Source organism: Alteribacillus sp. JSM 102045 (assembly GCF_041949975.1).
Taxonomy (GTDB): Bacteria; Bacillota; Bacilli; order Bacillales; family Marinococcaceae; genus Alteribacillus.
The window spans coordinates 12,278-38,124 of the sequence record NZ_JBHFQG010000030.1 but is presented as its reverse complement, the minus strand read 5'-3'; the positions used below and the strand labels follow the sequence as shown (position 1 = coordinate 38,124).

The following is a 25,847-nucleotide window of genomic DNA, read 5'->3' as shown; positions in this document are numbered from 1 at the left end:
ACGATCCTGCAACGGTTCCTGTCGTTGCGGGATCGTTTTTTTTTAAGATTTATGATAAGAACGGATCGGGGAATCTTTCATATAATAAAAGTCCTCGGCTTTATTTGTTGTGCTAAGCCTGCCCTTTCACATTTTTAATTTTGAGCCTTTACATAAGGACTGATGGTAAAACAAGCTTCATTAATAAAATTAATAAAACAAATGATTAAAATCCCGTAATAGCAACATATGCCCGTAACAGTCTGTCTGCAGCTGGCATAAAATATGCTGACTATATTCTTTCCATACTCCGACCCTTTCGCCGAAAGGTAAAGGACGGGGGCAGCCTTGTCAGAAAGGGTGAAGCCATTGAGGGAGATGGACAGAGGCCACCGTACTTTGCTTACCAAGCGGGAACGGGAAGTCTTTGAATTGCTTGTCCAAGATAAAACCACAAGAGAAATAGCTGCCCAGTTATTTATCAGCGAAAAAACAGTCCGCAACCATATCTCAAATACTATGCAAAAACTGGGTGTGAAGGGGCGTTCTCAAGCTGTGATTGAATTAATCAGGATGGGAGAACTTACTATCTAGCCATTTACCGGCTTTTCATTTGAGGAAGGCCGGTATTTTTTCAGTACCACGTAAAAGGATTTTAAAAAATATGCTTGCTGATGATACAGGTAAATGTTATAATCTCCATGTAATTATGTACGCTGTTTTGTTTTAACATTTGCATGAAACCATAAACATTTACGTGTTACTGACACGATCAGGCATGAGTAAATGCAGGAGGAGGAAATAAGTACAATCTATTTGTATTTTTTCCCCGCCCTTTTGCATTTGCTCATGTTTTTTTATACTGTTAAGAAGTATAAAATATTATTGGTTAACTGTTTTAGAAAAATACCGGCACCTAATTATAAGCATTCGGGGAAAAACCGAGTTTTTCTAATGTATGCTTTACAGGTTAAAACAAAGCAGAAAGTGGTAACGTAAGATTAATACGTTGGTTTGACCTGGCGTATCGTTACTTAGTATGTTTATGTAAGCGATATAATAAATTGAAAAGGGGTAATGAACATGCAGGAAAAAACTTTCACCATCACAAACGATACAGGGATTCACGCTCGTCCGGCTACTCAGCTTGTCAACAAAGCAGGACAATTTTCTTCAGATATTACGCTCGAGTATAACGGTAAATCTGTTAACTTAAAGTCCATCATGGGTGTAATGTCCCTTGGCGTAGGTAAAGGAGCAGAAGTTTCCATTAAAGCAGAAGGCGGAGACGAAGAGGAAGCAATGCAAGCAATTGAAGAAGTAGTAAAAGAAGGGCTTGGAGAGTAATGATAAACACTTTGAAGGGCATTGCCGCTTCAAAAGGAATTGCGATTGCAAAAGCTTTTGTCCTTGAGCAACCGAACATGGACATTCAAAAAAAGACGGTGGATGATGCAGAAGCAGAAACCACCCGTTTTGATGAAGCGGTGAGAAAAGCAAAAAACGAACTTCAGTTTATTAAGGAAAAGACTCTAAAGGAAATGGGCGAAGATAAAGCTGAAATTTTTTCCGCTCACCTTCTCGTACTAGAAGACCCGGAAATTTTAGATGGGGTAACAGCTAAAATTAAAGAAGAGAAGTTAAATGCAGAGTATGCGATGAAAGAAATATCAGACATGTACGTGACCATGTTTGAAGGCATGGATAATGAATACATGAAAGAGCGTGCAGCAGATATCCGTGACGTATCCCAACGTGTACTATTGCACCTTCTCGGAATGGAAAATACGAGTCTTGCTACGATTCAAGATGAAACGGTTGTTATCGCAGAAGACTTAACTCCTTCTGATACGGCACAATTAAACTTAGATTATGTGCTTGGGTTTGCTACAGATATTGGCGGACGCACTTCACATTCAGCAATCATGGCACGTTCCATGGAGATTCCAGCAGTAGTTGGAACGAAAGAAGCGACTGCGTCTATTTCTACGGGAGATACGATCGTCATTGATGGTATGGAAGGGGAAGTACTTATTAACCCTGATGGAAATGTTATAGAGACATACAGGGAGAAATTAAATGACTATCTTCGTCAAAAAGAAGAATGGGCTAAGCTGGTTAATGAGCCATCCATAACAACTGATAAACAACAGGTAGAGCTTGCTGCAAACATTGGTACTCCAGAAGATATGGAAGGCGTACTCTCAAATGGGGCGGAAGGAATCGGCCTGTATCGCACAGAATTTCTCTATATGGGCAGAAACGAACTGCCAAAAGAAGAAGAACAGTTTGAAGCATATAAAGAAGTACTAGAACGTATGGAAGGAAAACCAGTAGTTATTAGGACGCTCGATATTGGCGGGGACAAAGAACTTCCTTATTTAGATTTGCCCAAAGAGCTCAATCCCTTTCTAGGGTTTCGTGCGATCCGTCTCTGTTTAGAAGAAACGGATATGTTCCGTACTCAGCTTCGTGCATTACTTCGCGCTAGTGCCTTTGGTACATTAAAAATTATGTTTCCAATGGTAGCAACAGTAGAAGAAGTCCGGGAAGCGAAAGCTATTTTAGAAGATGTAAAGCAGGAGCTTCTTACAGAAGGACATGCTGTATCCGATAACGTAGAAGTAGGTATTATGGTTGAAATCCCTTCTACTGCTGTAGCTGCTGATATTTTTGCAAAAGAAGTAGACTTTTTCAGTATCGGTACTAATGATTTAATTCAATATACATTAGCTGCTGATCGCATGAGTGAGAAAGTTTCTCACTTGTACCAGCCTTATCATCCTGCCATTTTGAGGCTCGTTAAAAATGTTATTGATGCAGCACATAAAGAAGGAAAATGGGCAGGAATGTGCGGAGAAATGGCTGGAGAAGAAACAGCTGTACCGCTTCTTCTTGGACTTGGCCTGGATGAATTCAGCATGAGTGCAACTTCTGTACTGCCGGTCAGAAGCCAAATCCGCCGCCTTTCTAAAAAAGAGGCAGAGTCCTTAGCTAAAGAAGCAATTCACTTATCGACTGCTGATGAAGTAGCAGAATTAGTAAATAAAAAAGGATTTATTGTGTCGTGAAATAACACCATGAATTTTTTTCTGCCGTGCTGGGGCTTCCTTGGCCGGCAGTTTTTTCATCTAAAATTAAAGGAAACACCTATATTTTCATGGGTAGTAGCGGATCATGGTCATTACCATAAACTAATAGAAGAAGACTTATGAACAACTTATGACGTTTCCCTTTCCGTACCTTGCAATGCTATTGAAAAAAAGAGAAAATAAAAGCATGAAGGATAACAGGGAGGAAAATCATGATTGATAACACCCAGGTAGCGGGGATTGAAAAATCTTTAAGGCATGTATCATATATTGTTAAACAAAAAGGACGGGAAATTTTGAACCAATTTCCAATCACTCCGCCTCAGTTTGTTGCACTGCAATGGCTGCAGGAAGACGGTGATATGACTATTGGTGAATTGTCTAACAAGATGTACCTTGCCTGCAGTACAACAACGGATTTAGTGGACCGGATGGAGAATAATCAATTAGTAGAAAGAATAAAGGATGAAAAAGACCGAAGAGTCGTCCAAATTCACCTTCTTGAAAAAGGTGAAAGTATTATCCGTGAAGTTGTAAAAGAACGACAAAATTATCTGCAGAATGTATTATGTCATTTTACCGCAGAAGAAGTGGAAAATATTGAAAAAAGTATGACGCTTCTACATGATAATATGACAAAAGAAGAACAGAATATTTAACCATCAAGAAATTCTAAAAGAAATTGAGGGACGTTTGGTGAATCGACCAATTGGTATTATTGACTCAGGTGTAGGGGGTTTAACGGTTGCAAGAGAAATTGCACGCCAGCTCCCAAAAGAAGAAATGATATATATAGGTGATACGGCGCGGTGTCCATATGGACCAAGGCCGGTTTCAGAAGTAAGGCAGTATACATGGGAAATGATTGATCGTCTTCTAGAAGAAAACATAAAAATGCTGGTAATTGCTTGCAATACCGCTACTGCTGTTGTGTTAGAGGAAGTGAGGTCACAGCTTCCTATTCCAGTAGTAGGAGTAGTACAGCCCGGTGCGATTACAGCCTTGAAAATAACCTCAAATGATTATGTAGCAGTCATTGGAACAGAATGTACCATAGCCAGCGGAGCTTATGTGAAAGCATTGCACACCATCAATGAAAATGTCACTGTAGACTGCTTAGCTTGCCCTCCATTCGTACCGCTTGTTGAACAAGGTATTTGTGAAGGCGAAGAAGCACTTTCGATTGTGAAACAAACATTAAGACCGCTGAAATCAAAACCTTTTGATACGCTTATTTTGGGCTGCACTCATTATCCTCTGCTTTATGATGTCATTCAAAAAGCAGTTGGAAGACATATTTCCTTAATATCTTCTGGAGACGAAACAGCAAGAGAAGTAAGTACATTACTACACTATAAAGGTATGCTTTCAACAATGAATATGCCTCCGAAGCATACTTTTTATACAACTGGTTCTGCACAGCGCTTTAAAGACGTAGCCAACCGCTGGCTCGACGGGAAGGCTGCTAATGTACAATCCATACAATTAGGGCAGGTTATATAGAAAATTTTTTAATTTTGTTTGCTTCACAAAGCAGGACATGCCAGTGTTTTTTCTTAAAAAATAAAAAGCCGGTCCATCTATGAAATATTTTGATATATTCTAAGGTCTATTTCTTTTCAGGGCTCGTATAAATGATAGTACAAACTGCTCTGGGAGGGAATGGAAGATGAAAACGAAATGGTTCATAGGGACAGCGGCATTCCTTACCGTACCCTTTATTTTGCAAGGCTGCGGTTTTGGTAATAATGAGGCATCCAACGAAATGGAGCTTCCTGAAGAAGCAACAGAAGAAATAGAATGGGAAGAATTTGAAGAAGCAGAAGGAGAAGCAGGCGAAACGGATGAAAATAAAGAAGCGCCTGCTGAGGAAGAAAGCCAGGAAGAAAGCCAGGAAGAAGAAAATGCGGCAGATGAAGATGGAACGACAGAGACAGCAGAGCGAGAGCTTTATTTAATTAATGAGGAAGGCATGGTAGTTCCGCATACATTTGAACTCCCGGTTGAAGAAGGGGCATTAAAGCAATCCCTTGAATATCTTGTTCAGGATGGCCCTTTAACCTCTATGATTCCAAATGGATTTCAAGCAGTTCTTCCGCCCGGGACAGAAGTGGATGTGAATTTACAAAAAGATGGTACAGCTGTTGCTGATTTTTCACCGGAATTCAGGGATTATGATCCAAAACATGAACAAGCCATTATACAGGCTGTAACCTGGACGTTAACTCAATTTGAAAACGTTGACCAGGTTAAATTTCAGATTAATGGGTATGATCAGGAAACAATGCCTGCGGAAAACACACCTATTGGTGATGCATACAGCAGAGAAAATGGAATTAACCTTGACAGCGGAAGTGTATCAGATATGACAAATAGTGATAGTGTCACGGTTTACTTTCTATCACAAACAGAAAAACAGTCCTATTATGTTCCTGTGACCCGGAGAGTTGATAGCTTTGAAGAATCAGAAAAACTGGATGTGACCATGCAGGAATTAATAAAAGGTCCATCTTCAAACAGCTCTCTGTACAGTGTACTGCGGGATGGGACATCCTTAGAAGATCAATCTGCTCTTAATGGAGACACCGCTTCTCTTTTCTTTAATGAAGGCCTTTTAACTGAACAAGAAGGTACAGCTGTATCGGATGAAGCCCTTCATGCCATCACTCTATCTGCCACAGAAGTGACAGGGGTGGAAAAAGTAGAGTTAAATGTAGAAGGAGCAGAAGAAGTGATTCAAGTATCAGGGGAGGCCCTGAATGAACCATTAAGCAGACCAGCATCGGTCAACGCAAGTCAATCTTAGCACTGAAAAGAAAAATTTGCTATAATCAATAGCGCTCCTATAAGGCGGCTTTGCTGCCTTCTTTTTATTGGCAGACAATAGGGGTATAATATGTGTGAGTAATCCCCCTCCAGTGCCTTAGTAATAATCATAAATGGCGCTTTAGGTTAACATTATTAAGGAGGATATATATGACAAGAGCAGATGGAAGAGAATTGGATGAACTGCGTCCGGTTACAATTGATACAGAATTTTTAAAGCACCCGGAAGGATCGGTTCTCATTACTGTTGGTGAAACAAAAGTAATTTGTACAGCCAGCATTGAAGACCGGGTGCCGCCTTTTATGCGCGGAAGCAAAAAAGGCTGGATTGCCGCGGAATATTCCATGCTTCCAAGGGCCACAGAACAACGAAATATAAGAGAGGCGGCAAAAGGGAAGCTTAGTGGACGAACCATGGAAATCCAGCGGCTGATCGGCCGTTCTTTGCGTTCAGTGGTTGATCTAACAAAAATCGGCGAGCGGACCATTTGGGTTGATTGTGATGTTATTCAAGCAGATGGAGGCACGCGTACTGCTTCTATTACGGGAGCTTTTGTAGCAATGGTAATGGCTTTGAAACAATACAAGGATGCTGAAAAGATAAAAACATTTCCTATCACAGACTATCTAGCAGCTGTATCAGTGGGAGTTGACCCTGAACAAAAAGAATTGCTAGACTTATGCTATACAGAAGACGCTTCGGCTGAAGTGGACATGAATATTGTGATGACGGGAAACGGAAAGTTCGTAGAGCTGCAGGGAACAGGGGAAGAAGCCTCTTATTCCAGGGAACAACTGAATCGCCTGCTCGATATTGGGGAAAAAGGAATGAAGGAACTTTTCCTCGTACAAAAAGCAGTTCTCGGGGAAACCGCCGAACAAATTGGAAGAAACACAGAAGAAAAGGAAGCTTAACCATGCAAAATATTATTGTAGCTTCAAAAAATCAAGGGAAAGTAAAAGAGTTCAAACACATATTAGGGGATGACATTAGCGTCCAGTCCCTTCTTGATATAACATTTGAGGATATCGCAGAAACAGGCAGTACCTTTGAGGAAAATGCTGCGTTAAAAGCAGAAGCCGTTTTAGAACAACTGGGGAACCCGGCTATTGCTGATGATTCTGGGCTGGAAATTGATGCTTTGAATGGCCGGCCTGGTATTTATTCGGCTCGTTATGCAGGTCCTGATAAAAATGATGAAGATAATATCAACAAAGTGTTAGAAGAGCTTAAAGGCGTGCCTGAAGAAAATAGAACGGCACGATTTGTCTGTGTCATTGCAGTGGCTGTTCCTGAAAAAACATATCTCTATCGCGGGACGTGCGAAGGAAGGATTGCTTTTTTCAAGTCTGGCCACGAAGGATTTGGTTATGATCCTATTTTTTATCTTCCTGAAAAAAACTCAACAATGGCTGAGCTTTCACCTGAAGAAAAAAACAAAATCAGCCACCGCTATGACGCCCTTCAACAGTTACAAAAAGACTGGCATAACATATTCAGCTAATGGATGAAGGAGAGGCTCTAATAATGAAATGCTTGATTTTAAGTGACAGCCATGGAAGTGAAAGAGAAGTAGAAGAAGTAATTTTAAGACATCGGCAAGAAGTGGACGCTGTCATTCATTGTGGAGATTCGGAACTCAAAAAGTCTTCTCCAATCCTGCGGGATACGTATACGGTAGAGGGGAACTGCGATATCCCCGGGGAATTTCCAGAAGACATCACAGAAGAAGTAAACGGAATACGCTTTTACGTGACCCATGGTCATTTATATAATGTGAAAATGTCTCATGTTCCGCTTTCCTACCGTGCAGAGGAGAATTCTTCACGTCTTGCATGTTTTGGGCACAGTCATGTGGCCGCTGCTTTTGAAGAAAACGGAGTCATATTTGTGAATCCCGGAAGCCTGCTGCTTCCTAGAAATCGTCCGGAACAAACATATGCGATGGCCTCTTTTGATAAAGAAGGAGAAGCAAAAGTGCAATTTTTCGAGCGGGCAAGCGGAGAAGAAATCCATACTCTTCACAAAATTTTCCCGGTTGATAAAGCTTAGACCGTGCAGCTAGGGTTTTTTCCTAGCTGATTTCGGATGCTTTTATTGAAAGAATTTTTATCTGAAAAGGCGGTTGACTTAGAACGAAGAATATAATATTATAATATATGTCGCTGAAAGACAGCACAAAATTTAATATGTCCCAGTAGCTCAGCAGGATAGAGCAACGGCCTTCAAGAATAGGAGCCTCTATAAGGAAACGAAACTTATAGAGTGGACGACACTATATCGGTGGAACCTTAACAGATCATGCTGATGGCAACACCGAGGAAACTTACGATCTCCGGAAACGAGTGATCATACCAAAATAAGGGAGATTTAGGGGTTTTAAAGGCTCAAGCTGATTAGATAATATGGCATCAACTATCTACTTGAGGGTAGAAGCCCTAAAGAATAATCAGGCAGCTGATTATCGTGAGGTTCCGTAGAGACTATACGTGTCGCACCTGAAATGGTGAAGATATAGTCCAGACTACAAACAACATATTTGTTGGTGGCGAAAGCCATAGTGGTAAGCTAAGCCGTTGGTCGGGAGTTCGAATCTCTCCTGGGACGCCATACCTTACATAAGCAAAGGATGTCTTCAAGTATGCAGTTACTTGAGGGTATCCTTTTTTTGTTTTAAGTTTCTTGACTTTGAACCCTGGGTAGAGTGCTGGAGCCTTACCGATATTGGTTGCACGAAACGTTCATAGTGCCCGAGCTTCCAGGTAATCGTCTAAGCGCGCAATTATGAAGCTAATATGGATCCCGATCTTTCAATGAATTGTCGTCCGAGGTAAGTAAGAAGGATATATGGATCCCGTTCTGAAAATAATCCATCGAGGAAGGGTATCCAAGGAAGGTTCATAATGCCCGATTGACCGTCACCGCTTTTCCAGCGGTAACCTTATGAATCCCGTTCTAATGATAAGTCGCCAAGAATGGTAACCAACCAGCTTAATGAATCTCGCTTGATCGAAACAGACTCGCCCCGGCAACCAAGGAGAGTTTCTTGAACCCTGCTATCTCATCCCATAGCGTCCGCTCATGCCGGCACTCATGAAACACTGAGGGAGCCAGTCCCACAAAGCAGCCAATAAATCCAACGTATACCATCACATGAATGTCACCTGGTTACGTATCATAAAGAATTGAGCAAACCAGCGTAGTTATTTTTAGGGTTATTTACGTCAGAAGACACTTGATAAGCTGTCATAAGAGAAGAATCAAGAGGAGTTAATAACGAGGTTAATTCCTCTGTATTTTGAACCGCAGGGTCCAGCCATACTTTTTCATTTGCTTTTGAAAGAATCACAGGCATCCGATCATGAATGTCACGCATAAACTCATTTGCTTTTGTCGTAATGATCGTACAGGTAAATACATCCTCTCCTTGATCATTTGTCCATTTCTCCCACAGCCCGGCAAATCCGAAGACTTTTTCATTTTTTAAGTAGATACGATATGGCTGTTTCTTTTTTCCATCATATTTTTTCCATTCGTAAAAGCCATCAGTCGGGATGATACACCGGCGTTTTCTAAAGGCTTGCTTGAAGCTGTTTTTTTGATGAATAGTTTCTCCTCTTGCATTGATCAGCTTATACCCTATTTTTTCATCTTTTGCCCAAACCGGGATGAGTCCCCATTTTAATGTACCAAGACGGTTATGTTTTCCATCGTTTACAATTGCCAATATATGTTGAGAAGGGGCAATGTTAAAGCTCGGTTCATAGTTATCGACGACGGTGTGGTCAACATCGAATCTTTTTTCTATCTCTTTTACGTCTTCCGATAATGTAAATCTTCCACACATAAAATCATCCTCTCCAAAAAAATCTTTCCATGTTTAGTAATATACTTTTTTCATAAGCGTCATACAGTTTAGCAGCAAATTTATAGTGGCTGAATAATCACTCATCTGCCTATTTTAAGAAATTTTAAAATGCTCTTATACCCTGTTTTATCTAAGTGTAAACGCATACATTAATTAGCGCATTAATTTGAATCGTCTAATAATTTTTAAAAAGTGGTTGACCGGAAAAGACAAACGGCGTATTATAAACGTCAAACACGTTTTTGTCGCCAACAGAAACACATTTGCCTTCCTGAAAAAAACATCAAAAATGCAGGCAGGCAGAACAGAGAGAGCTAATTTTAAGAGTACATCAGGGGTGATTAGAAGTGGGTGAGCAATGGATATATTTAAATGGGGAATTTGTAAAAAAAGAAGATGCTAAAATTTCTGTTTATGACCACGGATTCTTATACGGAGATGGAGTATTTGAAGGTATCCGTGTATACAATGGGAATGTCTACAAGCTAGAAGAGCATTTAATACGTCTTTACAATTCAGCTAAATCTATTATGCTCGAAATTCCTCATACGATGGAAGAAATGAGTGAAATCATTGTTGAAACCCTGAAAAAAAATGAACTGAACAATGCATATATCCGTTTGGTCGTTTCTCGAGGAGTAGGCAATCTCGGACTCGATCCTGCTTCCTGTGTCGCACCCCAATTAATAGTGATAGCAGAGGAACTGGCGATTTATCCGAAGGAATTATATGAAAACGGATTGGAGATCATAACGGTTGCGACAAGACGGAACCGGCCGGATGTATTGAGTCCGAAAGTTAAATCGTTAAATTATCTTAATAATATATTAGTAAAAATAGAAGCAAGCCTTGCAGGGGTAAGTGAAGCACTGATGCTTAATAATGAGGGCTATGTTGCCGAAGGCTCTGCAGACAATATTTTTATTCTCAGAGATAGTGTTCTTTATACACCACCTGGATATATAGGAGCTTTAGAAGGCATCACCCGTCAAGCTATTATTGAGCTGGCTGAGGATTTAGGGTATGAATTAAAAGAAGAGCCATTTACCCGTCATGATTTGTACACAGCAGATGAAGTCTTCTTGACTGGGACAGCTGCAGAAGTAATTGCAGTAGTGAAAGTTGACGGCCGTATTATCGGTGACGGCAAGCCGGGAACAGAAACAAAGCGGCTTCTCGATGCTTTCCGCCATAAAGTAGTGGAAGACGGAGTGAAAGTTTATCCTTCCGCTTCAGAAGTAGAAGTAGGATAAAAGAATTAATAAAAACCATGAAATATTGAGCAAAATTTGTTATTATTAAAAAAACACGCAGAAGAGGAAAAGTAATTTTCGGTATCAGGTTTCAACAGAGAGCCGTGTAAGCTGAGATGCGGTGTGACCGCCGGAAATGAACTCACCTCCGAGTGCTTTTGTGAAAGGACAGTCCAGTAGCAAAAGCCGGGTGCAGCTGTACAATCCACCCGTTATCAAAACAAACGGAGCAAAAAGATTCGTTGCTGAGGCGGCTTAACAGCCGTGAAGAAGGGTGGTACCGTGAAAAGCAAATCTTTTCACCCCTTCGGTCAGGTTATCCCTGGCCGAAATGGGTGGAAAGATTTTTTTTTACTTTTAAGAAATACAAAAGCCGTTACCGGTAATAAGGAGGAAGCAGAGATGAGTCCAAAAGTAAAAGAGGTAAATGGACGCGAATTGAAAGTGGAAAATCAAGAAATGACAGGATCAAGCATGCTCATTCAAGCATTGGCAAGGGAAAAAGTGGATGTCATCTTTGGTTATCCAGGGGGAGCCATTCTTCCTACCTACGATGAAATTTATCGGACCGGAATTCGGCATATCCTCGCTCGTCACGAACAAGGAGCAGTTCATGCAGCAGAAGGGTATGCACGGGTATCAGGGAAGCCGGGAGTATGTGTTGTAACTTCAGGGCCTGGAGCTACTAATGTTATAACCGGCATAGCTGATGCAATGATAGATTCCTTGCCAATGGTGGTTATTACCGGTCAAGTTGCCACATCAGTAATTGGAACAGATGCATTTCAGGAAGCTGACGTGGTGGGTGTCACTATGCCAATCACAAAACATAACTTCCAAGTCAGAGATGTTGAAGAGCTTCCAAGAATTATTAAAGAAGCTTTTCATATCGCAACGACAGGGCGTCCAGGGCCAGTGTTGATTGATCTGCCTAAAGATGTTTCCACAGCAAGCGGCTTTTTCAACTATGATCAGGAAGTAGATCTTCCGGGTTATCAGCCGACGGTTATGCCGAATAAACTTCAAATTAAAAAGCTTGCTGAAGCTGTCACGAAAGCAAAAAAACCGGTTATATTAGCCGGGGCTGGTGTTCTTCATGCTGGCGGAGCCAAAGAGCTTCTTAACTACGTTGAACAGCAGAAAATACCGGTAGCAAGCACATTGCTTGGTTTAGGAGCTTTTCCAGGAAATCATAATCTTTCTTTGGGGATGGCTGGAATGCACGGTACTTACGCAGCAAACATGGCCCTGCATGAGGCAGACCTTTTAATCAGTATTGGAGCCCGGTTTGATGACCGTGTCACAGGAAACCTCAAACATTTTGCTCCAGAAGCTAAGATAGCTCATATTGATATTGATCCAGCAGAAATCGGTAAAAATGTAGAAACGGCCATTCCGGTGGTTGGAGACGCTAAAGAAGCCCTTCGCATGCTTTATGATGTGAACGGCACTCCATGTGAGTGTACAGATTGGAAAGAACAGATTAACAAGTGGGAAACAGAATATCCTCTCTGGTATAAAGAAGAAGGAAATTCTTTAAAGCCGCAGAGACTTATCGAAATGATTTACGAAGAGACTCAGGGAGAAGCCGTCGTTACTACAGATGTAGGACAGCATCAAATGTGGGCTGCTCAATACTATAAGTTTGATAAACCAAACTGCTGGGTTACTTCTGGAGGACTCGGCACGATGGGATTTGGTTTTCCATCTGCTATCGGAGCACAATTTGCAGAGCCGGATAAACAGGTTGTAGCTGTCCTTGGAGATGCAGGCTTTCAAATGACAGCTCAGGAAATGTCAGTACTGCAGGAATTAAATCTTCCAGTCAAAATCATTCTTGTTAACAATGCCTCTCTTGGAATGGTTCGGCAATGGCAGCAGCTGTTCTATGAAGAACGGTATTCCAACTCGCTCTTCCCGGTACAGCCGGATTTCGTGAAAATGGCCGAAGCATATAACATCAAGGGTTGGAAGATTGAAGATCCAAATGAAATGCAAGGAGCTTTACGAGAAGCATTAAATTACGAGGGGCCTGTTTTAATGGACTGCCGTGTTCATAAAGATGAAAATGTGTATCCGATGATTGCTCCTGGCAAAGGTCATCATGAAATGGAGGGGATTAAGCCGTGAAGCGAACCATTATAGCGACAGTAAACAACACATCTGGAGTAATGAATAGAATAACTGGATTGTTTGCCCGCAGGCATTTTAACATTGAAAGCATTACCGTTGGAATGACGGAAAACCCAACTGTTTCAAGAATGACATTTGTCGTTAATGTCGATGACCACCGCGGTCTGGACCAGGTTATTAAGCAGTTGAACAAACAAGTAGATGTATTGAAAGTGCGGGATATTACCGATGATGCGATCGTTGCAAGAGAGCTGGCTCTTATAAAAGTTGTAGCTGCTCCGCAGCATCGCGGAGAAATATCCGCTCTCGCAGAACCTTTCCGCGCATCGATTGTTGATGTAGGCAGAGAAAGTGTAACCCTGCAGGTAACTGGTGACCAGCAAAAGGTCGAAGCATTAATAGACCTTCTGAAACCATACGGGATCAAAGAATTAGCCCGTACAGGCATTACCGCCTTTAAACGGGGAACAAAGAAAAGTGTTTTTGAAAGCCCCAAATATTCTATTATCAATTAAAAAATTAATTACATTAAAGGAGAGAGATGAATCATGGCAAAAGTATTTTATAACGGAGACGTAAACGAAGGAGTTTTACAAGGGAAAACAGTAGCTGTCGTAGGTTATGGGTCTCAAGGACACGCACACGCTCAAAACTTGAGAGAAAGCGGCGTAGAAGTAGTTATCGGACTTCGTCAAGGTAAATCCTGGACAAAAGCAGAAGAAGACGGTTTTGAAGTGTTAACAGTTAGAGATGCTACTGCAAAAGCAGACGTTATTATGATTTTGCTTCCGGATGAACTTCAGCCGACTATTTATAAAAATGAAATTGAACCAGAATTATCAGCTGGAAAAGCATTAGTATTTGCGCACGGTTTTAATATTCACTTTAACCAAATCGTACCTCCATCTGATGTGGATGTATTCATGGTAGCTCCTAAAGGTCCGGGACACATTGTTCGACGCACCTTTGAAGATGGCGCTGGTGTACCGGCACTTATCGCCGTTTACCAGGATGCAAGCGGTCAAACAAAAGATGTGGCACTGGCTTACGCAAAACAAATTGGTGCTGGCCGTGCAGGAATTATGGAAACTACATTCCAGGAAGAGACAGAAACAGATTTGTTTGGTGAGCAGGCTGTTCTTTGCGGTGGTACTTCTGCACTTGTGAAAGCAGGTTTTGAAACATTGGTGGAAGCAGGCTATCAGCCGGAAGTTGCTTACTTTGAATGTCTGCATGAATTAAAATTGATTGTTGACCTAATGTACGAAGGCGGTCTCGAAGGCATGCGCTACTCCATCTCTGACACTGCTCAATGGGGTGACTTCCAAGCAGGACCTCGTGTTATCACCGAAGATACAAAGGATGCTATGCGTGATATCCTTACTGATATCCAAACAGGCCGCTTTGCAAAAGGATGGATTCTTGAAAACCAGGCCAACCGTCCAGAATTTAATGCTACAAACGACCGTGAAAACAATCACTTGATCGAAGAAGTAGGCCGTGAATTGCGTGAAATGATGCCGTTTGTCAAAGGAAAATCAAAAGGAGTGGTGGGTAGTGCGAAAAATTAACGTTTTTGACACGACGCTTCGTGATGGGGAACAATCTCCTGGTGTAAATTTGAACCTTGAAGAAAAGCTTCAAATTGCTTCACAGCTGGAATGCCTCGGTGTGGACATCATCGAGGCCGGTTTCCCGGCTGCTTCTGAAGGAGATTTCCAATCGGTGAAAACAATTGCCGAAACGGTAAAAGGAAGCTCTGTTACTGGTCTTTCCCGATCTAAGAAAAATGAAATCGATGCGGCGTGGGAAGCGTTGAAAGGCGGAGAGGAACCAAGACTTCACGTATTTATCGCTACCTCTCCGATCCACATGACTCATAAACTTCGCATGACACCAGATCAAGTAATAGAAAATGCTGTAGATTCGGTTAAATATGCAAAACAAAGATTTCCTCACTTACAATGGTCAGCAGAGGATGCCTGCCGGTCTGATCTTGACTTTTTAGCCAGAATTATCGAAAAAGTCATTGATGCAGGGGCTGAAGTGATAAATCTTCCTGATACAGTCGGGTTTATCACTCAAGAAGAAATCCGCCACATGTTCACGTACTTGAGAGATACAGTTCCAAACATTGATAAGGCGGTTCTTTCAGCGCACTGCCATGATGATCTTGGAATGGCGGTATCCAATTCATTAGCAGCTATAGAATCTGGTGCTGGTCAGGTGGAGTGCACTATTAACGGAATCGGTGAACGAGCAGGAAACGCCTCACTAGAAGAAATAGCTGTCGCATTGAAAATAAGAAACGATTTTTATAAAGCTGAAACTGGATTGACGTTAAATGAAATTAAACGGACCAGCAGCCTTGTTAGTAAACTAACAGGAATGGTTGTTCCAAATAATAAAGCAGTAGTGGGAGAAAATGCTTTCGCCCACGAATCCGGCATTCACCAGGATGGTGTGTTAAAAGAAAAATCCACTTATGAAATTATTACTCCGGATCTCGTTGGAGTAAGCGCCAATCGAATGGTTCTTGGAAAACTTTCCGGGCGTCATGCTTTTAAAGAAAAAGTTCAGGCACTTGGCTATAACGCCACAGAAGAAGAAATTAACAAAGTATTTAAAGCTTTCAAAAGCCTGGCAGATAAAAAGAAAGAAATCACCGATGAAGATATTTTCGCTCTTATGACTGAGGAAAAAGCTGGAGAAGCGGTTAAATACTATGAAGTAGAAGCACTTCAAGTAAATTACGGTACAAACAATATTCCAACCGCTACAGTGACGATCCAGAATCCAGAGGGAGAGATTCTTCAGGAAGCAGCTACAGGATCAGGCAGCGTAGAAGCTGTTTACAATACCATTGAGCGGATTATCGGCGGAGAAATTAAACTTAAAGATTACCGCATTCAGTCCATTACAGGCGGACGTGATGCATTAGCAGAAGTTTATGTTCAGATTGAGTATGACGGAGAAGAAGCTTCCGGCCGCGGTACTGCCAATGATGTGTTAGAAGCTTCGGCACGAGCTTATATTAACTCTGTCAACCGTGTGCTGAATCGCAAAAAATGGCCGCGTCCACAAACAGAAAAAATTCATGTTTAGTTCTACTTACAGCAATCAATGGGAAGCACAAGGGAGAGGAAATAAATGAATAAAACAATTACGGTACTTCCAGGTGACGGAATCGGCCTCGAAGTTGTAAAAGCAACGACTGCCGTACTTGATAAGACAGCGGAATTATATGGTCATCAATTTGAATATGAATACGCAGATATTGGGGGAGCTTCTATTGATAAAAACGATACCCCCCTCCCCCAGGAAACAATTGATACATGCTTAAAAAGCGATGGTGTTTTACTGGGCGCGGTAGGAGGACCCAAGTGGGATAACCTGCCCGGCCACAAACGCCCTGAAAAAGGCCTGCTTGGTCTTCGCAAAGCATTAAATTTGTTTGCCAATCTTCGTCCTGTGACAGGGCATGAAAGTTTAACAGATTCTTCTACTCTTCGAAAAGAAGTAGTTGACAATGTAGATTTAATGATTGTTCGTGAACTGACTGGAGGTCTTTATTTTGGAGAACCCCAGGAGCGTCTAGAAGTAGACGGAGAAGAAGCTGCGGTAGATACATTACAGTATAAAAAATCTGAAATCGAACGTATAGTCCGCCGTGCGTTTGAATTAGCAAAGGTTCGCAGAAAGCAGTTAACATCAGTTGATAAAGCAAATGTATTAGAGTCCAGCAGGTTATGGAGAGAAACAGCAGAAGAAGTAAGCAAAGACTTCCCTGAAGTTGAACTGGAACATATACTGGTAGACAATGCAGCAATGCAATTGATTCGTGATCCTAAACAGTTTGATGTTATTGTGACAGAAAATATGTTTGGTGATATTTTAAGTGACGAAGCATCTATGCTGACTGGTTCATTAGGAATGCTTCCATCTGCGAGCATTGGAAGTGAAGCTCCTGGTCTATATGAACCAGTACACGGTTCTGCTCCAGATATTGCTGGAGAAGGAAAAGCCAATCCGCTTGCTGCAATTTCTTCAGCTGCGATGATGCTTAAATATTCATTTGATATGCATGAAGAAGCTGCAGCGGTCGACAGAGCAGTATCCAAAGTGTTAACGGACGGCCATCGTACTGGAGATATTGCAAAAGAGGGAGAAACTATTCTCTCGACAGACGAAATGCTAGAAAAAGTCTTAGAAGCTTTGAAATAAGAACAGCTTAATGTAAAGCGAGGGAAGAACGATGAAACATCCAAAAACGATTATTGAGAAAATTTGGGAGAATCATACAGTTCACTCAGAGCCAGGTAAACCAGACTTGTTATATATTGATTTGCAAATGGTTCACGAGGTTACTTCTCCCCAGGCCTTTGAAGGTCTGCGTCTTAGCGGAAGAAAAGTCCGCCGTCCGGATTTGACGTTTGCCACAATGGACCATAATGTACCTACAGAAAATCGCGTGTCCATTACTGATGCTATTGCAAAAAAACAAATGGACACCTTGTCTAAAAACTGTGAAGAATTTGGCATTGAAGTAGCTGATTTAGACAGCCCAAACAATGGGATCGTTCATATTATCGGGCCTGAACTCGGCTTGACTCAGCCTGGTAAAACGATCGTGTGCGGCGACAGTCATACTTCTACACACGGCGCTTTTGGTGCACTAGCTTTTGGTATTGGCACAAGTGAAGTAGAACATAGCCTTGCAACTCAAACATTATGGCAGTCGAAGCCGAAAACGATGGAAGTTCGCATCAACGGCCGTTTGGCTCCTGGAGTAACAGCTAAAGATATTATTCTCGCAATTATTGCAAAATATGGTGTGGATTTTGGAACAGGCTACGTTCTTGAATATACTGGCGAAGCAATAAGCGGTCTAACTATGGAAGAAAGAATGACTATATGTAATATGTCTATCGAAGCTGGTGCAAGAGCGGGACTTATCAGTCCAGACCAAGTAACGTTTGATTATCTTGAAGGACGCGAAAAAGTTCCTTCAGGGGAAGCGTTTGAGCAAAAAGTTAAAGAGTGGCAGGAACTTGCTACGGATGAAGGTGCAGAATATGATGCTGTAGTGGAAATTGACAGCAGTGAAATTGAACCAATGGTAACCTGGGGCACAAATCCATCTCAGGGTGTTGGAGTTGGCGGCACTGTTCCTTCTCCCGACGAAGCAGATTCTAATGCCGGCAGAAAAGCTATTGAACAATCCTTAGAATATATGGATTTGAAGCCAGGAACGAAAATGACAGATATTGCTATTCAGCACGTATTTATCGGTTCCTGTACGAACGCTCGTATTAGTGACCTTCGCGCCGCAGCGAAAGTTGCAGAAGGGCGCAAAGTAGCAGACGGAGTGCGGGCGATGGTAGTACCGGGATCCCAAAAAGTCAAGCTGCAAGCAGAAAAAGAAGGCCTTGATAAGATCTTTACAGAAGCAGGGTTTGATTGGCGTGAATCCGGATGCAGCATGTGTTTAAGCATGAATCCTGACTTTGTTCCTGAAGGGGAGCGCTGTGCTTCAACGTCTAACCGAAACTTCGAAGGCCGCCAAGGGAAAGGGGCAAGAACTCACCTTGTAAGTCCTGCTATGGCAGCAGCTGCTGCAGTTAATGGTAAATTCGTTGATATCAGAACCCTAAAAGAACCAGCAGTGAAATAGAAAGCTTCCGCTCCCCGAAAAGCCTTGACAGGTAAATGTTCTTCAGGCAAAAAAGGCCGATCTTTGCCTTTTATGACTGAAACAGAATTAGGATGTTTGACTAAGAGCGTCACCTCCTGTGACAACGTCGAACTGACTTGCCCTGGATGGGCTGACTTCTCGTTGTGAACTCGTCGCCAAAAACGCCGCGTCCTGTGGCATTGGCGACATTAGCACGTCCTGTGCGTCAACGTTCCCCCTTTAGCAGAGGATCCTTTTCTCTTTGGAGCTAAGCTGGACAATAATAGAAAAGCTTCAGCTTCACGGCTTGCCGTGAATAGACTGAAATTCAGACAAAACAAAGAAGGTGAAGAGTGTGGAACCTATCATAAAACACAAAGGAAACACAGGGGTTTTGCCACGTGTTAACGTAGATACAGACCAAATTATTCCAAAGCAATTCTTAAAACGTGTCGAACGCACTGGGTTTGGACAATTTCTTTTTTTCGACTGGCGTTTTCTTGCAAATGGAAACGATAATCCTAATTTTGAGCTGAACCAGCCGCAAGCAGAAAATGCTTCTATTTTAATAGCAGACCATAATTTTGGCTGCGGATCTTCAAGAGAGCATGCTCCTTGGGCTCTGCAGGATTATGGATTTCGTGTTATTATTGCTCCCAGCTTTGCAGATATCTTTTACAATAACTGTTTTAAAAATGGCATTCTTCCGATAAGATTAGATGAAGAGCAGGTTTATAAACTAATGGAAAATGGGAAAGATGAAGTATATGAAGTAACCGTCGATCTTCAAAACCAAAAAATTACGGACGATCGTGGTTTTGAAGCAAGCTTCGAAATAGATCCATACTGGAAAGAAATGCTTTTAAATGGTTGGGATGAGATCAGTCTCACACTCCAGTATGAGGATGAGATTGCCCAGTACGAAGAGAAGATGAATGTATAAACAGGAAGGCGGCCTGTCAAGGGCCGCCTTCTTAATTACAGAACAGTTTGTCGTACTGGAATAAGGAGGACACGGGATGAAGAGGGAAGGCTCCAACAATAATATCGTCCCTTTTCCTGGATCAGCAGACAGACTGGTTAATGAAGGGCTGAAAGAATTAAAAGAAGGGGATAAGCAAAAAGCACTGGAGTATTTCTTAGAAGCTTTACAGCATGATCCGGATCATGAAGAAGCTTCCTATTGTCTGCTGCTTGCTTACGCAGATACCGGCCGTTTTAAGGAAGGCAAGGCATGGGCAGAAAACATGATGCAAAAAGCCTTAGGAGATTATTTTGAAGTATTGCAAGTATATGTTTCCATTCTGGCGCAGCTTGGAGAATATGGGAAAGTTGTTACCGTTTTAGAGGCTGTACAAGCAGAAGATCAATTTCCTGCCCGAATGGCAGAGCAGCTTTTTGAGCTCTTAGAACTTTCTAGGCATATGGCTGATAATGAAACACAGCAACTTGAATTAAAGGAAGAAGACTTACCAGAAACCTCAGAAATCAGCATAGAAGAATGGCAGGAACGACTCCTAAATGGAAGCTCGGAACAGAAGCTTGCAGCACTTGGTGAATTGAGAAAGCATGGGCCGGAACAAGCTTTACCGGTGATAGAGAATTTGCTTGCTGATCAAAAGTCCTCTCCTCTCATGCAGAGTTTTCTGCTACTTTTATTGAAAGATTGGAAAATAGAAAAAAATGTGTGGGTAGAAAAATTAGACCGCAAAGGAGAATTTTCGCCAGCCGCCCTTCTGCCCATAGAGAAAAGCACCTCTTACATAAAGTCATCACAATTATTAGAAGAAGCTCTTGAGCATAAAGACCCAGTTCTGTTAGAAAACGCTGACCATTTGCTAAAGGAAATATTGTTGTATTATTATCCCTTTCCACCTTCTGTGCAGATTGAATCATTGGCTGCAGTTCTTCATTTTGAAGCGGCAGTTCAGACTGGATTTGAGGCTGAAGCCTCTTTTCTTACAGAGCAGTATGGTGTAGCGGAAAATAGTTTTTTTGAGGTATTGGAAGAATATAAAAAATTGAAAACAAAACTATCTGAAGTTTAATATGTTATGAGATGTCATTGAATAGCGGCTATTGTAGCATTTATGTACCCATTTTTCATTGAAATGAGTATGCGATATGTTATAATGTAGTGGTTGTAAAAACGGATATTACCTATGAAACTTGGAGGGAAAAGATAAATGAGCGCCAATTGGGAAAAGCTAGAAGGCAACCAGGGCGTGTTGACTGTCGATGTAGAATCTGAGAAATTCGACAACGCACTGGACGAAGCATTTAAAAAAGTAAGAAAGCAGGTAAACGTTCCTGGTTTTAGAAAAGGAAAAATACCACGCAAGATTTTTGAACAGCGCTTTGGAGTTGAAGCTCTTTATCAAGACGCTATTGATATTATTCTTCCTGAAGCTTATTCAGAAGCAGTAGAAGAAGCAGGGATTGAACCGGTAGATCGCCCGGAAATTGATGTCGAACAGGTCGAAAAAGGGGAAAACTTTGTATTTAAAGCAACTGTTACGGTAAAACCTGAAGTACAGCTTGGAGAATACAAAGGGCTGGAAGTAGAAGAATATGATACTACCGTAACGGCTGAAGAGGTCGAACAAGAATTAAAACAACTTCAAGAAAAGCAGGCAGAGCTTGTTGTTGTCGAAGACGGAGAAGTCGAAAACGGCGATACTGTTGTTTTAGACTTTGAAGGATTTGTTGACGGTGAAGCTTTTGAAGGTGGACAAGCTGAAAATTATTCTCTTGAAATTGGCTCTGGCCAATTCATTCCAGGATTTGAAGAGCAAGTTGTCGGAATGAAAGCTGGAGAAGAAAAAGATGTGGTTGTTACCTTCCCGGAAGAGTATCATTCAGAAGATCTTGCTGGCAAAGAAGCGACATTTAAAGTGAAAGTTCATGATATTAAGCGAAAAGAACTTCCAGAATTGGATGATGAATTTGCTAAAGACGTGGACGAAGATGTAGAAACACTTGATGAATTGAAGAAAAAGCAAGAAGAAAAACTTAAGCATGATAAAGAGCATGCTAAAGAGCATCATGAGCGTGATACAGTTGTCGAAAAAGCATCTGAAAACGCAACAATTGATATCCCGGATGCTATGATCTCTACAGAAATTGAACGTATGATGCAAGAATTCGATCAGCGCCTGCAGGCACAAGGAATGTCTCTAGATATGTACTATCAAGTTGCAGGTACAGATGAAGAAGGCATGAAAGAGCAATTTAAGCCGGAAGCTGAAAAGCGAGTAAGAATGAACCTTACATTAGAGGCGATTGCTGATGCTGAAAATGTAGAAGTAACAGATGAAGACGCAGAAAAAGAACTGGATAAAATGGCTGAAACCTATCAGCGTGATAAAGAAGAAATCCGCAACTTGCTTGCTATGCAAGGTGGTACGGATGCGCTTAAAGGAGATCTTCGCATACAAAAAGCAATTGATTTGCTTGTAGAAGAAAGCAAAACCGTGCCAAAAAAAGAAAAGGATGAAAGTGAAGAATAAATATTAACCACAAGCCCTAAAAGCCGTTATGACTTTTAGGGCTTGTTTTCACCTATGGTAAAACCTGGATTGCCGCCAAAAATTTCTTTTTTTCCTTTTACGGCTGATAAAAAAAGGGTATAGTAGGTAGCATACACAAGGATATTTATTCGCGCTGCTTAGAACCATACATAGGATAATATTTAGACTTTTTGATTAAAAAGGATGTTTTTTTTAAGAACGGGAAGACTAATTGAAGTTTCACAGCTTGGTAAGGCAGGATATTCCTTGCTTTTTATCGTATTATTTCATGTCGAGTCTTTTTGTATGATACAATGCAAACCATGACCTGTTCATCGGATTTGTAAAAAAGTGCACCGCATTTTCCAAAAGAAAAGGGAAAAAAGTTGTTTTAGTGTACTGATTATGAAAGGTTCGTGTACAATATATAAGTAAGGGGTGAAGACCATGTTTAAGTTTAATGAAGAAAAAGGACAATTAAAATGTTCTTTTTGCGGAAAAACACAGGATCAAGTACGTAAACTGGTGGCTGGTCCTGGAGTTTATATATGTGATGAGTGCATTGAGCTATGCACGGAAATCGTAGAGGAAGAACTGGGAACAGAAGAAGAGGTGGAATTAGAGGAAATTCCGAAACCTTATGAAATTAATGAAATTCTAGATGATTATGTTATTGGTCAGGAGCGGGCCAAAAAGTCTTTGTCCGTTGCTGTATATAATCATTATAAACGTGTTAATTCAGCTACAAAACCAGAAGATGTAGAGCTTGCAAAAAGTAACATCTGCTTGATTGGACCTACAGGAAGCGGGAAGACCCTACTAGCACAAACATTGGCTCGCATCTTAAACGTTCCATTTGCTATTGCTGATGCGACTTCATTGACTGAAGCTGGGTATGTAGGAGAAGACGTTGAAAACATTCTGCTTAAACTCATTCAAGCTGCAGACTATGATGTAGAAAAAGCAGAAAAAGGAATCATCTACATCGATGAAATTGATAAAGTAGCAAGAAAATCTGAGAACCCATCCATTACACGGGATGTTTCCGGTGAAGGGGTACAGCAGGCCCTGTTAAAGATCTTAGAAGGGACAACAGCAAGCGTTCCACCACAAGGCGGACGTAAGCATCCTCACCAGGAATTTATACAAATTGACACAAGCAATGTCTTGTTCATTTGCGGCGGGGCATTTGATGGAATTGATCAAATTGTAAAGCAACGCCTTGGTAAAAAAGTAATAGGCTTCGGTTCTGAAATGGAAAAGTCTGATTTAGATAAAGACGAATACATGAGCAAAATTTTGCCGGAGGATTTGCTTCGCTATGGACTGATCCCGGAATTTATCGGTCGTCTGCCTGTTATTTCTAGTCTCTCTCAACTCGATGAGAAAGCATTGGTGGAAATTTTAACCCAGCCAAAAAATGCCCTCGTAAAGCAATACCAAAAATTGCTTGAGATTGATGAAGTAGAATTAGAATTTACAGACGACGCATTAAAAGAAATTTCTCAAAAAGCAATTGAACGGAAAACGGGTGCTCGCGGTCTTCGCTCGATCATCGAAGGAATTATGCTCGATGTAATGTATGACCTACCTTCAAAAGATAATATTGCTACCTGCACAATTACAGCAGAAAGTGTAACAGAAGGGTCATCTCCTGTTTTAAAGACAAAAGACGGTAAAGAAGTTTCGTTGGAACAAGCAGAAACCAAGAAAAGCGAAAGTGCCTAATAGAAAAAGTCAGCACCGCTTTGGCATTCTATGTCAAAGCGGTTTTTTTATTTGGACTTTAGGTAAAATATCCCATTACAATAGAAACGTTAAATAGGTAGCGGGACTTTAAAAACAACATACGTGAAAAAAGAAAAAGTTGAAATTTTCTAATAACATAGCGTTTTTTCTTTAAAAGTACGAGAATGAGTCTTTTCTCACTTCAGAAAAAGCAGTTAACCAAATAATTCCAAAGACTAATTGTTTTTTTAAAATACTTTGATAATCTAAGTATATTACAAAGCCAAGGGGTGAAGATATGAAAAAACAGGGGTTTCATTATATGCTGACCGGGGTACTTACGACAGCTTTGCTTTGGCCGGCTGGTATAGGACAAGCTCATGACAAACTGGGGGACAGTGTTGAAAAAGGGGTCAACTACGATGATCTGGACTATGATTTTGATGGGCCGGTATTAGAAGGAACAAAAAATGTAAAGCATTTAAAAGAAGTGGCAGCAGTAGAGCTTGAAGATCATGAAGATGGCTACAAAACGACCATGGCTGATGTTTATTCTTATAAAGGGCATGCCTATGCTGGAACTCACTTGACAGGAGATCAAGCAAATGGCGGTGTTCATGTATACGATTTAAAAGATCCATCTAATCCAGAAAAAGTATCTTCATTTGCTGATGAAATTCCAGGTACATGGCAGGAAAAAGTAATTGTAAAGCCTGTGAACACAGAGCATTTTAAGGGAGATTTGGCTGTAGTGAGTGTCCAGCAGATAGATAGTGAACATCCAGAAAGCCGGGGCGGATTCTTGCTGTACGATGTGACTGATCCGCATGAGCCTGAAAAGTTAGGGTTTTGGGAAGTAGATAAACGAACAATTGGCACCCATGAATTATACTTAACGATACAGAACGGCCGGCCTCTTGTCTTAACGGCTAATCCGTACGCTGATTACTATACTCACGGAGAATCAAAAGATTTTCAAATTGTAGATGTGGCAGATCCTGCTAATCCAGAGACGATTTATGAATTTGATCCAAGAGAGTTAGAAAACGTACCCGAAGATTTTAATGGATATCATTGGGAAGCGCCAGAAGGAAAAACGCGGCCGGTCTTTAATCACAGCACGATGGCTAATGAACAAGGGACCCGGGCTTATCTTTCTTTCTGGGATTTAGGCACGATTATTCTAGACATATCGGATCCAGAAAACCCGACTTTTTTAAGTCGTACAGAATATGCCTCTGACCAGCAGGGCTCTGCGCATTCGAGCGCCACGGCAAAAGGCGGTAACGTCTTGATTGAAACAAGAGAAGTTTATGACCCTGCAAAAGATGGCTATGAAGAATCGTACGGCTACACTCGTATTTTTGATATAAGTAATCAAAGCGATCCGAAACTGTTAAGTGAATTTAAAACAGATCTTGTTGATAATATTGAAGATGGAGTGACTTTTGCCAATACAGTACATGATCCAAAAGTACGCGGCAATACTTTGTATTTGTCCCATTATGCAGGCGGTGTATACATGGTTGACATTACAGACCCTTCTAATCCTGAACAAATTGGACAGTATCAATCCGAATGGGCAGATGTGTGGGGTGTCTTTGTGGACCGTAACTACATCCTTGCTTCAGACATGCAAAGCGGCTTAAAAGTTCTTCAGAAAAACAATGGAAATGAAAATAAATAAAACGATAGAATTTATAGAGAAAGCCTATCACCCTGCACTGGCGGGACATAGGCTTTCTTTATTTTTCCCCCCTTTTGATCTCGTATGATTTTAAAGA

Annotated in this window: 22 protein-coding genes and 1 other annotated feature; of the genes, 21 read left to right on the top strand and 1 reads right to left on the bottom strand. The window is 41.3% G+C overall.

Annotated elements, in window-relative coordinates; genetic code table 11:
• The first annotated feature begins 357 nt into the window (after positions 1-357).
• The 9 genes from ACE1TI_RS16770 (at position 358) to ACE1TI_RS16730 (ending at position 7,950) form a co-directional block, all read left to right on the top strand.
• On the top strand, positions 358-573 hold the full coding sequence (locus ACE1TI_RS16770) for a helix-turn-helix domain-containing protein (protein WP_375008716.1): 216 nt from the start codon (positions 358-360) through the stop codon (positions 571-573).
• Positions 574-1,062: 489 nt separating this feature from the next.
• Positions 1,063-1,326 carry a phosphocarrier protein HPr gene (locus tag ACE1TI_RS16765; RefSeq protein WP_375008706.1) on the top strand — a complete coding sequence of 88 codons (264 nt, stop codon included), beginning with the start codon at positions 1,063-1,065 and terminating at the stop codon, positions 1,324-1,326.
• A gap of 2 nt (positions 1,327-1,328) precedes the next feature.
• Positions 1,329-3,050 (top strand): phosphoenolpyruvate--protein phosphotransferase, encoded by a 1,722-nt coding sequence (gene ptsP / locus ACE1TI_RS16760; protein WP_375008715.1) that lies wholly within the window; start codon positions 1,329-1,331, stop codon positions 3,048-3,050.
• A gap of 233 nt (positions 3,051-3,283) precedes the next feature.
• The gene (locus ACE1TI_RS16755) at positions 3,284-3,730 is read left to right on the top strand and encodes a MarR family winged helix-turn-helix transcriptional regulator (RefSeq protein WP_375008705.1); all 447 of its coding nucleotides are present in this window, start codon (positions 3,284-3,286) and stop codon (positions 3,728-3,730) included.
• Positions 3,731-3,767: 37 nt separating this feature from the next.
• Positions 3,768-4,574 carry a glutamate racemase gene (gene racE / locus ACE1TI_RS16750; RefSeq protein WP_375008704.1) on the top strand — a complete coding sequence of 269 codons (807 nt, stop codon included), beginning with the start codon at positions 3,768-3,770 and terminating at the stop codon, positions 4,572-4,574.
• Between the two features lie 166 nt (positions 4,575-4,740).
• Positions 4,741-5,877, top strand: coding sequence for a GerMN domain-containing protein (locus tag ACE1TI_RS16745; protein WP_375008703.1), 1,137 nt, complete (start codon positions 4,741-4,743; stop codon positions 5,875-5,877).
• A gap of 170 nt (positions 5,878-6,047) precedes the next feature.
• Positions 6,048-6,812, top strand: coding sequence for a ribonuclease PH (rph, locus tag ACE1TI_RS16740; RefSeq protein WP_375008702.1), 765 nt, complete (start codon positions 6,048-6,050; stop codon positions 6,810-6,812).
• Positions 6,813-6,814: 2 nt separating this feature from the next.
• A complete protein-coding gene (locus ACE1TI_RS16735; RefSeq protein ID WP_375008701.1) occupies positions 6,815-7,402 on the top strand; it encodes an XTP/dITP diphosphatase in 588 nt (195 codons plus the stop codon).
• A 23-nt stretch (positions 7,403-7,425) separates the two neighbouring features.
• Positions 7,426-7,950, top strand: coding sequence for a metallophosphoesterase family protein (locus ACE1TI_RS16730; RefSeq protein WP_375008700.1), 525 nt, complete (start codon positions 7,426-7,428; stop codon positions 7,948-7,950).
• A 1,123-nt stretch (positions 7,951-9,073) separates the two neighbouring features.
• On the opposite strand, the gene ACE1TI_RS16725 is transcribed toward ACE1TI_RS16730, so the two are convergent.
• Positions 9,074-9,745, bottom strand: coding sequence for an SOS response-associated peptidase (locus tag ACE1TI_RS16725; protein ID WP_375008699.1), 672 nt, complete (start codon positions 9,743-9,745; stop codon positions 9,074-9,076).
• A 368-nt stretch (positions 9,746-10,113) separates the two neighbouring features.
• Between ACE1TI_RS16725 and ilvE the strand changes: the two genes are divergently transcribed.
• From ilvE to ACE1TI_RS16665, 12 genes are all read left to right on the top strand, one after another.
• Positions 10,114-11,019, top strand: coding sequence for a branched-chain-amino-acid transaminase (gene ilvE / locus ACE1TI_RS16720; RefSeq protein WP_375008698.1), 906 nt, complete (start codon positions 10,114-10,116; stop codon positions 11,017-11,019).
• Positions 11,020-11,068: 49 nt separating this feature from the next.
• Positions 11,069-11,329 (top strand) — a binding site (T-box leader).
• 92 nt (positions 11,330-11,421) lie between these two features.
• Positions 11,422-13,149 carry an acetolactate synthase large subunit gene (ilvB, locus tag ACE1TI_RS16715; RefSeq protein ID WP_375008697.1) on the top strand — a complete coding sequence of 576 codons (1,728 nt, stop codon included), beginning with the start codon at positions 11,422-11,424 and terminating at the stop codon, positions 13,147-13,149.
• Complete coding sequence (ilvN, locus tag ACE1TI_RS16710; protein ID WP_375008696.1) at positions 13,146-13,667, top strand: acetolactate synthase small subunit; 522 nt, start codon at positions 13,146-13,148, stop codon at positions 13,665-13,667. Before ilvB ends, ilvN begins: the two co-directional genes overlap by 4 nt.
• Positions 13,668-13,700: 33 nt before the next feature.
• A complete protein-coding gene (gene ilvC, locus ACE1TI_RS16705) occupies positions 13,701-14,723 on the top strand; it encodes a ketol-acid reductoisomerase (RefSeq protein WP_375008695.1) in 1,023 nt (340 codons plus the stop codon).
• A complete protein-coding gene (locus tag ACE1TI_RS16700) occupies positions 14,710-16,257 on the top strand; it encodes a 2-isopropylmalate synthase (RefSeq protein WP_375008694.1) in 1,548 nt (515 codons plus the stop codon). Before ilvC ends, ACE1TI_RS16700 begins: the two co-directional genes overlap by 14 nt.
• 45 nt (positions 16,258-16,302) lie before the next feature.
• Complete coding sequence (gene leuB, locus ACE1TI_RS16695; RefSeq protein WP_375008693.1) at positions 16,303-17,376, top strand: 3-isopropylmalate dehydrogenase; 1,074 nt, start codon at positions 16,303-16,305, stop codon at positions 17,374-17,376.
• Positions 17,377-17,407: 31 nt separating this feature from the next.
• Positions 17,408-18,826, top strand: a complete 1,419-nt coding sequence (gene leuC, locus ACE1TI_RS16690) for a 3-isopropylmalate dehydratase large subunit (RefSeq protein WP_375008692.1) — start codon at positions 17,408-17,410, stop codon at positions 18,824-18,826.
• A 355-nt stretch (positions 18,827-19,181) separates the two neighbouring features.
• Positions 19,182-19,769 carry a 3-isopropylmalate dehydratase small subunit gene (gene leuD / locus ACE1TI_RS16685; protein WP_375008691.1) on the top strand — a complete coding sequence of 196 codons (588 nt, stop codon included), beginning with the start codon at positions 19,182-19,184 and terminating at the stop codon, positions 19,767-19,769.
• Between the two features lie 76 nt (positions 19,770-19,845).
• Complete coding sequence (locus tag ACE1TI_RS16680; RefSeq protein WP_375008690.1) at positions 19,846-20,874, top strand: DUF3196 family protein; 1,029 nt, start codon at positions 19,846-19,848, stop codon at positions 20,872-20,874.
• Positions 20,875-21,012: 138 nt separating this feature from the next.
• Positions 21,013-22,335: a trigger factor gene (gene tig / locus ACE1TI_RS16675; RefSeq protein ID WP_375008689.1), complete on the top strand. Its 1,323-nt coding sequence runs from the start codon at positions 21,013-21,015 to the stop codon at positions 22,333-22,335.
• 447 nt (positions 22,336-22,782) lie between these two features.
• On the top strand, positions 22,783-24,063 hold the full coding sequence (gene clpX, locus ACE1TI_RS16670) for an ATP-dependent protease ATP-binding subunit ClpX (protein ID WP_375008688.1): 1,281 nt from the start codon (positions 22,783-22,785) through the stop codon (positions 24,061-24,063).
• A 298-nt stretch (positions 24,064-24,361) separates the two neighbouring features.
• Positions 24,362-25,750 (top strand): LVIVD repeat-containing protein, encoded by a 1,389-nt coding sequence (locus ACE1TI_RS16665; RefSeq protein WP_375008687.1) that lies wholly within the window; start codon positions 24,362-24,364, stop codon positions 25,748-25,750.
• The last annotated feature ends 97 nt before the right edge of the window (positions 25,751-25,847 follow it).

Excerpts from the sequence above, each read along its gene's own strand:
- ACE1TI_RS16765 (WP_375008706.1), top strand. The coding sequence starts at position 1,063 with ATGCAGGAAAAAACTTTCACCATCACAAACGATACAGGGATTCACGCT.
- ilvB (WP_375008697.1), top strand. The coding sequence starts at position 11,422 with ATGAGTCCAAAAGTAAAAGAGGTAAATGGACGCGAATTGAAAGTGGAA.
- leuB (WP_375008693.1), top strand. The coding sequence starts at position 16,303 with ATGAATAAAACAATTACGGTACTTCCAGGTGACGGAATCGGCCTCGAA.
- ACE1TI_RS16755 (WP_375008705.1), top strand. The coding sequence starts at position 3,284 with ATGATTGATAACACCCAGGTAGCGGGGATTGAAAAATCTTTAAGGCAT.
- rph (WP_375008702.1), top strand. The coding sequence starts at position 6,048 with ATGACAAGAGCAGATGGAAGAGAATTGGATGAACTGCGTCCGGTTACA.
- leuC (WP_375008692.1), top strand. The coding sequence starts at position 17,408 with ATGAAACATCCAAAAACGATTATTGAGAAAATTTGGGAGAATCATACA.
- ACE1TI_RS16770 (WP_375008716.1), top strand. The coding sequence starts at position 358 with ATGGACAGAGGCCACCGTACTTTGCTTACCAAGCGGGAACGGGAAGTC.
- ACE1TI_RS16730 (WP_375008700.1), top strand. The coding sequence starts at position 7,426 with ATGAAATGCTTGATTTTAAGTGACAGCCATGGAAGTGAAAGAGAAGTA.
- clpX (WP_375008688.1), top strand. The coding sequence starts at position 22,783 with ATGTTTAAGTTTAATGAAGAAAAAGGACAATTAAAATGTTCTTTTTGC.
- ACE1TI_RS16665 (WP_375008687.1), top strand. The coding sequence starts at position 24,362 with ATGAAAAAACAGGGGTTTCATTATATGCTGACCGGGGTACTTACGACA.
- ACE1TI_RS16735 (WP_375008701.1), top strand. The coding sequence starts at position 6,815 with ATGCAAAATATTATTGTAGCTTCAAAAAATCAAGGGAAAGTAAAAGAG.
- ACE1TI_RS16680 (WP_375008690.1), top strand. The coding sequence starts at position 19,846 with ATGAAGAGGGAAGGCTCCAACAATAATATCGTCCCTTTTCCTGGATCA.
- ACE1TI_RS16725 (WP_375008699.1), bottom strand. The coding sequence starts at position 9,745 with ATGTGTGGAAGATTTACATTATCGGAAGACGTAAAAGAGATAGAAAAA.
- tig (WP_375008689.1), top strand. The coding sequence starts at position 21,013 with ATGAGCGCCAATTGGGAAAAGCTAGAAGGCAACCAGGGCGTGTTGACT.
- ACE1TI_RS16745 (WP_375008703.1), top strand. The coding sequence starts at position 4,741 with ATGAAAACGAAATGGTTCATAGGGACAGCGGCATTCCTTACCGTACCC.
- ilvC (WP_375008695.1), top strand. The coding sequence starts at position 13,701 with ATGGCAAAAGTATTTTATAACGGAGACGTAAACGAAGGAGTTTTACAA.